We start from the raw sequence: 11,325 nt of genomic DNA, 5'->3' as shown, positions 1-11,325 counted from the left end.
TAAAATTATTTACAGATGAAAAGAAAAATATTGTTTTTAATGCTGAGTGCTTTCATGTACCTCGCTTCGGGCTGTTCCAAGTTCCTGGATATTGAGCCTGTCAGTTCGGCAACAGATGAAAACTTCTGGAAAACACAGGAAGATGCCAATAGCGCAACCAACGCCATGTATGCGCTTTTGCGTAAGGCCTTGAACCAAGGTAGTGGCATGGCTTTCTATGTGTATGGGGATTTGCTCACGGACGAAATTAATTCTTCGACCAATCCAGAATTTACGCCGATTGTCAATATGCAGCTCAATACGCCGGTTGCAGCTCTGGAAACTGGTCGGCCTGCCTATCAGCTACGGCGCTATGATATCTTCTATCAGGCCATCGACCAGGCAAACCGTGTAATCCAAAGACTGCCCAAGATGGACGAAAATGCCTTTGATAACCTGTCTGTTCGGGATTATTATATCGGTGAGGCTTATTTTGTACGTGCATTTGCCTATTTCTATATGGCGAGGGTTTGGGGTACTGTCCCAATTATAACAGAATCCGTACTGCCAATCAGTGCCGTAAATCTTGCGGCAAGCAAAGAGAGCGATGTGCTGGATCAGAGCCAGGCTGATCTATCCAAAGCATTGACTTTGCTCCAATGGGACAATATCGACCAAGATGATTTTGCGCTGCGTGGGAATACGGGAGCTGCACTTGCGCTTCAGGCGCATCTCAGTGCCTGGAGAGGCGAATATGCTGAATGTATCGATGCGGCGAAATCGGTATTGGAAAGCGGCCAATATTCTTTTGTGGGTAGGGATAGCCTGAACTATCGCGGTATTTATCAGGGAAAATCTAATGAAGGTATTTTTGAAATCTCGCAAAACGGAGAAAATGAGGGTACAAACTCAGGAATTGGATACTTTTCGCTGGCAGGGCCTTACTTTCGGCCTTTAACTGATCCGCTGTTAAGAATCAGTCCGGATTATATTAAAACGCTATTTAAAGACGACAATGACAAACGGTTTAAAAGTGTGTTTGATATTGCTTATAACAGTAGCTATGCGCTATGTACGAAATATGCGAACGTCAAGTTTTCCAATAATACATCCAATGCGAATGCGGTATTTAAAAATAACATCATCATTTTTCGGTTTTCAGATATCAAGCTCCTCATGGCGGAAGGGTTGGCGGCGATAGGGAAGAATAGTGAAGCAGAAACCATCTTAAATGAAATCCGGACGCAAGCAGGACTGCCTGCCTATAAAAGCGAGGAGCCACTTATTGAGGCGATATTTGATGAAAGGGCGCGCGAGCTATTTTTGGAAGGCCATCGGTATTACGACCTCATTAGGCTATATAAGCATTTTAATGTCTATAAATTCCCAGAAAGTAAAATGAACCAGGCGCAATTTAATGCGAAGAAATATTTTTGGCCGTTTGACCCAACATTGCTCGCAGCCAATCCGTTGCTTAATCAGACGTCCTACTGGGGAACTGTCAATATGTAAACCATTAAACTTGAAAAAAATGAAAACCTTATATCGTTTTGCGTTGCTGTTGGCCTTTGGACTGACAGTGGTGGGCTGCAAGAAAGCGGCTTATCTGACGGATGACGGTCTCCATACAGCGGAAGTGAATCTGTCTACTTACGACTACCTGGCCGCCCATCCCAATGGTATGTTTGATACCTTGCTGCTGGTGATTGACCATTTTAAACTCAAAGACGAAATCAACAAGGCGAAAACCTTTTGGGCGCCTTCGGATTATTCGGTCAACCGTTATTATAAACAGAAGGCAGACTCTGTAAAGTATGTGGACGAAAATGCACAGTATTCTTTTGACCAGTTTCTCAACGAAATCCCTGTAGATTCGGTCAGGGCATACATCTACAACGATGCCCCTTACAATTTGGAAACGGCCAGCACAGCGTATACGACGATCAGCAATGCGGCCAATGTGGGTGGATTTTTCTATCATAAGCAAAAGCAGCCCAAAGCAGCCTGGTCCTCACAGCCCGTTTATTACCTGTACTACGTGAAAGTGCGTGGCGAGGCCGATCAGATCAGTCCAGACGGTATTGTGACGGTCAAAGAAGATGATCAGGCGGATATGCGAGTATATTGTCAGACAACCGGGATAAAAATGGCTTCAGGAACAACGCTGAATGTATTGGCCAATACACATACGTTTATCGGCGATTTTGTGCCGCGGATCCTCACGGGGCCTAAAATTGTAGAAACTGGTGCTACACTGACTTTTACCTACGACCTGAGCATTAAATACGATGCCGCCGGTTATACTGGCACCACAGTAGACGTTTTGCTTCCGCGTTTAGCACGCTTTTATGGCGTAGAGAGTGGGGCAATATCCGCATTGGTAGGCAAGGACATCACCTATTATGCCGTGCAGCCTGATGGTAACTTAAATGCAAACAGTACCGCGAACGCACCAGGACACTGGTTCGATGCCAAAGGGCAGACCTGTTCGTGGGGTGCCGATGCACGCATTGTATCTGAGCTGGCAACCTCAACGATGACCTTTAATATACTGCAATATCCAGGGCAAACAACGGTGGGTAGTACCTATACGGTACGACAATCCCTCGTGTACAAGTCGAAAACAAAGGGTGATTTGAATGCTGTTTTTGTATTCAACATTAAGATCAAATAAATTATGAAACTAGCTGGATGGATTCCGCGGCAGTGCTGAATCAACCGGATGGTTTCGTCACACATGAAAAAATAAAACAGATGAAAAAACGAAGTTTTATAATCGGCTTAGCAGGTTTATCCCTCGGGCTATTGGATTCCTGCAAGAGTGATCAAATAGGCTATTTAAGTGAAAATATACGCTATAATGTGGAGAATCTGCAGGTCAATCAGGGGGCAGTGGTGTACACGGATGCCATTGTTGCCAATGGAAGCACAACCCCGCTGACCGTGAATCTGCTTGCGGTAAGAAATAAGGAAACCGGCGAGCTCTCAACAGAATTTTCAAAAGAGCATGAGATATCCACCTACCTGGCGGAGATCACCTGGCGGGATACCACCCTGGATCTGTTGAATGCCAAGATCGGCAAAGCTAAATATCCACCGATGATGCTCAATGCGACCGGTGGTCGCGTGGGTTTTACACAGGCGACGCAATTTGTGACCCCGGGACAATACACGATCGATGTGGAGGTGAGCAATGTCGCCGGACAGAAAAAATTTAAGAATATACTGGACTTTAATGTCATCGGTGCTAAGAAGGAAGATATTTTATTTAAGTCGTGCACGAGTTCGGACTACGGGGCCGAATCCAATTTTCTACCGTATACAGACTATGAGATCGTCGTAGAGCATCAGGCGGAAGGAGAAAACAAAATTGTATACCAATGGGAAGATAAAAACGGCAAGCCCTTCAATCCTAAAAAAGGCGAGGTCATCAAACGTGGGGACCGGCCGACATTCAAAAATTGGTCGCCTTACTATCCGGAGGAAGTTACCGATACGGGCTTGGTGTATCGCTATCCAGATGTTTCGGGTCTGGTGTATCCCATCATGAACGGTACTTATGTAGGCACAGAATTTTGGTCGGGTGATCCCATTTCTTATTACCGCATTGTAGGTACGGCGACTACGCTGGGACGTAATCTTAACCCCGTATCGACCATCAAATTCTACCGAAGTGGTACCTATACCGTTCGCTTCCGTTTTTTGACCATTACACATAGTTGATCTCTACCTATTAAACGCTCAAATGATGAAAAGTATAGTATTGCATAAAGTCCTGCTGACGCTGATTTCAGCACTTGTTTTCCTTTCGCAGGGATGCAGCAAAAAAGAAGTAGCGCTTCCTGTCGAGGAAGAGGTCACCACGCCGCCCGTTACTGTGGGAACAGATTCTTTGAAGATTTATAAGCCCAAAGAATTTGAAGGCATGGATTATAACGATAAAGGGAGCAAATGGTCCTATTCGCGGAGCCGTCAGTCGGAGCATTTTATTGTGTTCTGGGGGGCAAGCTACGGGAAGAACGATCCCAATGCGAACACCGTACCTGAAGAATATCGCGTCGATATTGATGATCTTTTGGCCAAGGCCGAACAGTTCTACGCATTGAACGTCGGCACGCTGAAGTTTGCAGAACGCAAAGTGAACCGATCCAATCTGGATAAATACAAAATGATGATTTTTGTGCATTATACGACAGAATGGATGGCGTATGGTGGCGGTTACGACGATACAATAGGGGCACTGTGGATTAATCCGGCGACCTGTAAACCGGTGGGTTCTGTAATTGCGCACGAGATCGGGCACAGTTTTCAATATCAGGTATTTGCCGATCTGAAAGGCGGACATGGATTTCGTTACGGCTACGGCGGAACCAGCGGCAACGGGTTCTGGGAGCAGACCGCGCAATGGCAGGCCTACCAAACCTATCCCGCACAGGCATTTTCGGGAGCCGATTTTCCCGTCTATACCGAAAATTATCATCGTCATATTCATCACGAGAAATATCGTTATGCCAGCTATTTCATCCATTGGTATTGGACCAGCAAACATGGGATCGATATGATTGGCCGCATCTGGCGCGAAGCTTTAAAACCCGAAGATCCGGTGCAGGCTTATATGCGTATAACGGGTATCGATGTGAAGCAGTTCAACAATGAAATCTATGATGCGGCGGCCCACTTTGTGACCTGGGACCTGAACAGCATCCGGGAGTATGGGAAGAATTATATCGGTAAGCTGACGACCAAATTTACGCGTCAATCCAACGGTAGTCTTCGCGTTGCCTATGATCGTTGTCCGGGCACTACGGGGTACAATGTGATTCCGCTGGAAGTTCCGGCTGCGGGAACCCAGGTTTCGGTAGCTTTTAAGGGACTGCCGAATGCTGCTGGATTCAATCCGGTGGATGCCAGCCGTGCCGGATGGCGCTATGGTTATGTGGCATTATTGAAAGACGGCACGCGGGTATATGGTGATCGGACGGAGGGCTCGGAGAATACGGTAGCGTTTACTGTTCCGGCCAATTGCAGCAACCTCTGGTTTGTTGTCACAGGTGCCCCCTCTGTTTACCAGCCACATGCCTGGGATGATGACGACAGCAATGATGAGCAATGGCCTTACGAAATCAAAATTCAGGGTACAACAGCTACAGGATACAATGAGGTGAGCAGTCAGCCCAAAGATATCGCATTGAATTATGACCTGAGCTTCCCGGCAGATGCTACAGGGTATTCGGGTACGCAAGTAAGCGTCAATGCAGCGCAGCTAGGGGAGGCCTTGGCCATACCTTCGGCAGACCTGGCGGGTTTGATGAGCAGCGGAAAAATTAAGTTCTATGCCGTGGAACCAAATGGAAGTTTAAATCCCAACAATACGGCCACAGGTTATGGGCATTGGTTTACTGCAGCTGGGGCAGTCACCAATTGGGGCGCCAGTGCGGGCCTGTTTTCGGAATTTAACGCCAGTACGATAACGTTCTCCATCGGACAATATCCGGGAGCTCTGGCAGCTGGAAAGAAATATACCATTAAGCAGGCACTGGTGTATACGTACGAAGGAGCGAAAACCGTGCAGGCGACGTTTACATTTAATGTGAATGTGAAATAAGAGTTAGTTGGAACCGCTAGATTAGGTGATGGTTCATATGTTTATGTTTATTTAAGTGAAGGCCACGTCGGGAGATGTGGCTTTTTTAACTGTTGACTTTTTCATTTTCCTAAGTCCAAATACGGTCATCATTGCATTTTCCATGCTGTTTATTCCGAAAAGGGTAATAAGTTTGCGGAGGAGATAAGGAAGGAGTTCTAACGACCTTAATGCGACAACTCAGTAGAAAAAGGCTCCTTGAATCTGATGATCGGAAGTGTAGAGAATTTTGTAAATTAACCGCTATGAAGTATAATCATTTGTTTCCAACCGAGGGTGGACAAAATTTAATTATCCAAGTCATTTGATTTATATTATCTTTATTATATCTCGTCATCGGAAAATAGCGGCGAAGCGTTAATTTTTTTTAATTGGATTTTTGCAGATGATAATAAAGTAGTTTATTGCAGTTACACTATTGACACTGTTATCCAGATTGATCCGGAGATTGTTGAAGAACAACAAGAAATTAATCAGATAATAGCAAACTTAGCAATAGGAAAATAGTTGGGATTGATCCGGAATGATCTGAATAAATATGTTAAAATTTATATTGATAGCGTTCATCGTTTTAAGCTCTTGTTCTAGAAATAAGAATACAAAGCGCATTGATTCAAGGATAATTTATGAAATGGCTTATGATGACAGAACAACGCCCTCAAGATTTGATTTTGACTTTTTTGTTCGATGCAATAATGGCAAAGTCGCTATGATTAATGAACCTGCATTGTGGGGAATTCATCGTGAAAATCCGAAAAACTTGTCTTATGAAAAGTTTTTGGATTTAGCTTTGAACCAAAAAATAGAGGTAGATGATACGCGTATTTTAAGTAGCGCTGATTGTTTTTTATTGGATTCCAAAGTAGCTAATTATTATAAAAGTCATAATTTAGAAGATTTTCTACTCGAATAGTTCACCAAGGAAAATAGTGGTTGGAGACTTAAAGATGGATATGCTAAATCACAGCTCATGTCTATAAGTTACTATTGCTTTATCAATAATAAATTTTTGCAGTTTGATGATTATATAGGGATTTATAGCCTAGTTGAGCCAAATGAACTGTTTTCAAGAAAAAAGATAATAATATCTAAGTGCTCCACGGCTTTGAACAATAAGGTGCTGGAGAATTTAATCAGAAATTACGGTCACTAGGATGCTGCAACCCAGCTTGAAGAGCTATCATCCTTGTTTCCAGGTTGCAGTCATAGTGAAGTTCTTTTTCTATCGTGTCGGAGAGAACGTTGTTATGCAGCAGGACTTCTATGATATCTTTTCTGTGAAGCGCACAATTCATTTTGCTATACAGGATTTCAAGGGGATTTTTACAGGATTTGGTGTTGTTTTTTTTGAAAATAGCTGTGTATATCCCTGCCAATCGCTCAATTTCGTGTTCATTTTTTGCCTTTTCGGCGATTTCGGTCAGTAGCTTCGAGTCGCCACTTCTGTAATTAGAAATCAGCAGTTCTAAATAGTCAATCGGATTTTTGGCTGTTTGTATTTTCTCCAGAGCAAAGTCTCTAATGGCTTTGCTTTTTAGATGTTTTAGTGCATTAAGGGCATTTTCAGCTATGCTGTTTTTGCCTGTTCCCTTTTGTTTAGCAAAGTCTAAAATGAATTGGCTATCATAAGGAAATTTGTGAAAGTCAAAAATATCCAAAAGGCGTTCAATATTTCCCTGGTCCGTTTCTTTCAAAAGATGCTTTGCAATGGTGTTTATCTCTTCTTCTGTTAGCTTTCTCATTCTTGCAAAAGAAATCCGGGCTTTGCTATTTAACACTTCATCAATGATGTCTTTGTATTTTTGGGGTTTTGTCCGCTGTGTTTTCTGGTTTATTTCTGTTCGCTGTATGTTGTCAAGGTAAAATCGAATGAACTTATTGGTTTGGGCTTTCTTTTTAAGTTCTTCAGCAACCTGTATGCTTTGGTTTTCTGCTTGAAAATGCCGAATGATGCCATCGTCTTGCCAATCGTCAGGGTGTTGTTCAATGTGTTTTCCAAATTTCTCGGCTACGTAAAATAAGCCGTTTAGTCCATCAAGTTCTAGTGTTTCATGAGCGCCGACCCAATCAGCGCCGACGATCGGATTGTTTAAAAACCGGTCATAAATAGCTTGTTTTGCCTCGGTGTCATTTTGCTGCGCGTAAAGTTTTGCCAGGGCAAACAAATGTGTCAGATTCCAGGTGTCATCCTGTTCTTTTGCCAAGCCCTGCAAAACGGCTTTACGGATTTTGTCTTTTTGTTTTGAAATAGAAATAATCTCAAAAATATAAGTTGCCCGGTCACCTTCAGACTGTCCGTCATAGGCGAAAATGTTTAATGCGCCTTGTATAATTTGATTTGAAAAGTCAATTTCAGGATGCTCTTTTACAATCAGATATGCTTCACCTGTTCCGCGTTTCAGTACATGTAGAAATTGTCGTTTTAGGATTCTTAAATCGGGCATAATCGAAAGAGTGTCGTTTCAACAGGCTTAAGGATTATGGATAAGCGGATCACCGATTATTCTCTTCAGCGATGATTTCGTCGATCTCATTACATATCCGCTGTATCGGTTTTGTAAAATAGTGCTGTGCGAGCTCCACCTTTTTTTCTTTACCATCTTCATTTCGATAACGGGCGTGAAGCGATACGCTCACGGTGATGAGGCCGTACTGCTTGAGTTTATGGATTGTAAATCCCTGTAGGCTTTCCAGCGGAACAGTCACCTCTTTGCCTAAAAGTCCCTTGCGGACGCGCATTTCCCTTCTGTCCATGTCAATGATAAAATAGGCTCTAAGCAGGGAAATCATCAAGATTACGACAACTCCCAGCATCCACCATTTGAAAGGGGATTCCGGCATTTTGATGAACCCAACTAGGGTCATAATAGAAAATATAGCAACCAAAGGAACATAGGTTCCTAATTGGGGTTTCATTTTGTACTCGTTTCCGTTTCTGTCGAAGTTTTTCATGTGCTTATCGCTAATTTTGCCATATCAATCGTCCAATCTGCTGAAGCGGTTAGGATCGCCAACTGGTATATTATATTATCAACTATGGAGAATATAATTATTTGTTGGTGAATTGAGCTAGATCTTCAGTAATGGTTACAATTTTTATTTCCAAGTAAATAAAGTTATATATTTGCTTCAGTAAAAAAAAGGCCAAAAAAAACACTTCATTCTTTAATTCTGGATCATTTAATGTGAGTATGATTTCTGAGAGAGGAACAAGTATGAAAGTGATTTATAGTAGACTAGCTTAACAAAATATGAAAAGAGGTGTGCGAATTGTATCGTTTGGGTTTTTATTATTAATCATTGAATATATCATTTGTGTCCTTTTATTTTATATTGAGCCTTATTTTAGGCATGATAGTCAACTAAACCTTGAGTATGCAATAAGAGGAGCTAATGAGGTGAATTGTTTGTTGAGTATTTTCTCCGATTTTTCATTGTAATTGAAAAGTTTTAAAAAACACGTGACTACATGACTACAAAATAAAAGGACAAAGCGCTTTGTATTAAGTCACATATGTAGATATATTTTAATCACAAAAAACAATTTCTTAACTACGTTGTTTTAATGCTACTAAGGTCTATAATATATGAAATTAGATATGTACAAAAACAAGATCAACTACATTATATATGTGTTTTCTTATTGTTAATGTATAGAATTTAAAAGCATCCTAAGCTGAAATGAGAAATCTATTCGTGTCATTTCAAATCAATCAGCAAGAATGAATTTATAAATTAAAAACACTCATATTATGTCACTATTTGATAATTTAAAACTTACAGCAGAGCTTATTAAAGCAAATTTATCCGAAGGAATTGAAGATGGTTACGATCATTCTACCACTTCGGCAGGTAGAAAAGGATTGCGTTCGGGTCGTGTTTCAGAGCTTACCGCTATGGCAGATTTGAAACCAGGAGGTGCAGACAACCTGCGTAAAATCATGGAAATTGCCAACGGAAACCTGAAAGGAGCAACCAAAGTAGGTACGCTTCACGATTTGAGAATTGTATTGTTCGATGATGATAAAAAAATTCTTTTCTGTACCGCTTATGACGGCGATTGGGATGCTTATATCAACGACTTCGCTACAAAAATTCCACAGTTGATGGACATTATTTTTGGGAATATCGAAGGCTGGCCGGGTATCAAAGATCCTACGATTAAAGATTTTATTTTAAGCAAACAAATCACGGCTACAGGTTGGTATGTGGGGGTTCCGCACTTAACGGTGAATGATATTCGCAGAAACGACAAAATCATCACTGGTCTAAATAAAGCTATTGACGACGCGAACAAAATTGAAAAATAACCCTACTAAATAGATTCATTATGGCAATAGATTTCTTAAAAAGAATTTTCAATAGGGATAAAGTCAATATAGCATTAGAAGAAATTCAGGCTTTGGTACTCCGAAGCAGACCAATTCCTTATTACGGTACAGTGGCTCTTTTGGAGATTAAAGATGCGACTAACGCAAAACAGACGTTGAAAAACCTAATTCCTTTGGTGAATTCAGCAGAAAATTGGGATCAAAATGACGGCTCTTCGGTTTCTATTACCTTCACCTATAAAGGATTGGAGAAAATTGGCCTTCCCAAAGATTCTTTGGATTCTTTTCCTGAATCTTTCAAGGAAGGAATGGCTAAAAGGGCTGGTTTTTTAAATGATATCGGGGTTAATGATCCTAAAAATTGGGAGAGGGATTTCAAAAATGCCAACATCCATATTGCGGCAGCTATTATTGCCAATAACAAAACCGATTGGAAGGCAAAATTTGAAGAGTTTAAATCCAAATTACACGATAGTTCTGGCGTTCAGGTTTTAATTAGTCACGATTTTGGGGCGACCGAAGAAGTGAAAAATGTCTTTGGATTCCGCGATGGCATCAGCAATCCCGAAATTGAAGGCAGCGGTATTGATGTTCCTCCAGGTTTTGATAGACCCTTGAAAGCTGGCGAATTTGTGTTGGGCTACCCTGGCGAAGGCGACATTACGAAACCGTATCCGCAACCCGATGTTTTGGGCAAGAACAGCTCGTTTATGATTTTTAGAAAATACCAAAGTCAAGTTGCCGATTTCAATAAATACATTCAAGAAAATACCAATTCTGCCGAAGAGGGCGAACTTTTGGCTGCGAAAATGGTGGGACGTTGGCGAAGTGGTGCTCCGCTGGTTTTGTCGGCGGATAAAGACGATAAAGAGCTTGGTGAGGATATGAACAAGAACAATCATTTCTCTTTCAAAGGGGATGAAGATGGTAAAAAATGTCCTTTCAGTTCGCATATCCGAAGAATGAATCCTAGAGATTCCAAATCATTTGTGTTGGAAGATGAGCGTCTGCACCGCATTATTCGACGTAGTGTGACTTTTGGGGACATTGTTCCACCAGAAGTTACCAAGGATGATGGCAAAGAGCGGGGTCAATATTTCATGGGTATCAGTGCTGATGCGATGGGAACGCTTGAATTTTTGCAAAAACAATGGGCAAATGATGGGAATTCTCAGAATTTGGGAACCGAAAAAGACCCAATGATTGGCGTTCAGGATAAAGAGGGATTGTTTACGATGCCTGCCGATCCATTGGTGAAAAGATACCGTGGTTTGCAAACGTTCAACTTAGTAAAAGGTGGTGAATATTGTTTTATTCCGAGTATTTCCGCTCTAAAATGGATCAGTGAATTGTAACAGCTAAAAATGTAAG

At 41.8% G+C, this 11,325-nt stretch carries 9 protein-coding genes; 7 read left to right on the top strand and 2 right to left on the bottom strand.

Annotated elements, in window-relative coordinates:
* The first annotated feature begins 15 nt into the window (after positions 1–15).
* From IQ31_RS19015 to IQ31_RS18995, 5 genes are all read left to right on the top strand, one after another.
* Entirely contained in the window at positions 16–1,491 is a 1,476-nt protein-coding gene (locus tag IQ31_RS19015) for a RagB/SusD family nutrient uptake outer membrane protein (RefSeq protein ID WP_145329243.1), read from the top strand.
* A gap of 19 nt (positions 1,492–1,510) precedes the next feature.
* Positions 1,511–2,653 carry a DUF4859 domain-containing protein gene (locus IQ31_RS19010; RefSeq protein WP_158638923.1) on the top strand — a complete coding sequence of 381 codons (1,143 nt, stop codon included), beginning with the start codon at positions 1,511–1,513 and terminating at the stop codon, positions 2,651–2,653.
* Between the two features lie 80 nt (positions 2,654–2,733).
* Positions 2,734–3,702 carry a hypothetical protein gene (locus IQ31_RS19005; RefSeq protein ID WP_145329239.1) on the top strand — a complete coding sequence of 323 codons (969 nt, stop codon included), beginning with the start codon at positions 2,734–2,736 and terminating at the stop codon, positions 3,700–3,702.
* Between the two features lie 22 nt (positions 3,703–3,724).
* On the top strand, positions 3,725–5,584 hold the full coding sequence (locus IQ31_RS19000; protein ID WP_244294535.1) for a DUF4859 domain-containing protein: 1,860 nt from the start codon (positions 3,725–3,727) through the stop codon (positions 5,582–5,584).
* 577 nt (positions 5,585–6,161) lie between these two features.
* The gene (locus IQ31_RS18995; RefSeq protein ID WP_145329237.1) at positions 6,162–6,536 is read left to right on the top strand and encodes a hypothetical protein; all 375 of its coding nucleotides are present in this window, start codon (positions 6,162–6,164) and stop codon (positions 6,534–6,536) included.
* 220 nt (positions 6,537–6,756) lie between these two features.
* On the opposite strand, the gene IQ31_RS18990 is transcribed toward IQ31_RS18995, so the two are convergent.
* Both IQ31_RS18990 and IQ31_RS18985 read right to left on the bottom strand, forming a co-directional pair.
* Positions 6,757–8,067 (bottom strand): hypothetical protein, encoded by a 1,311-nt coding sequence (locus tag IQ31_RS18990; RefSeq protein WP_070567540.1) that lies wholly within the window; start codon positions 8,065–8,067, stop codon positions 6,757–6,759.
* A 49-nt stretch (positions 8,068–8,116) separates the two neighbouring features.
* Entirely contained in the window at positions 8,117–8,575 is a 459-nt protein-coding gene (locus IQ31_RS18985) for a hypothetical protein (protein ID WP_070567538.1), read from the bottom strand.
* A gap of 800 nt (positions 8,576–9,375) precedes the next feature.
* On the opposite strand from IQ31_RS18985, the gene IQ31_RS18980 reads away from it, so the two are divergent.
* Positions 9,376–9,933 (top strand): hypothetical protein, encoded by a 558-nt coding sequence (locus IQ31_RS18980; protein ID WP_070567536.1) that lies wholly within the window; start codon positions 9,376–9,378, stop codon positions 9,931–9,933.
* Positions 9,934–9,953: 20 nt separating this feature from the next.
* On the top strand, positions 9,954–11,309 hold the full coding sequence (locus tag IQ31_RS18975; protein ID WP_070567533.1) for a Dyp-type peroxidase: 1,356 nt from the start codon (positions 9,954–9,956) through the stop codon (positions 11,307–11,309).
* Positions 11,310–11,325: the final 16 nt, after the last annotated feature.

The organism is Sphingobacterium siyangense, assembly GCF_007830445.1.
GTDB classification, from domain to species: domain Bacteria; phylum Bacteroidota; class Bacteroidia; order Sphingobacteriales; family Sphingobacteriaceae; genus Sphingobacterium; species Sphingobacterium siyangense.
The sequence above is the reverse complement of the archived record's forward strand: the minus strand, read 5'-3'. Positions and strand labels throughout refer to the sequence as shown.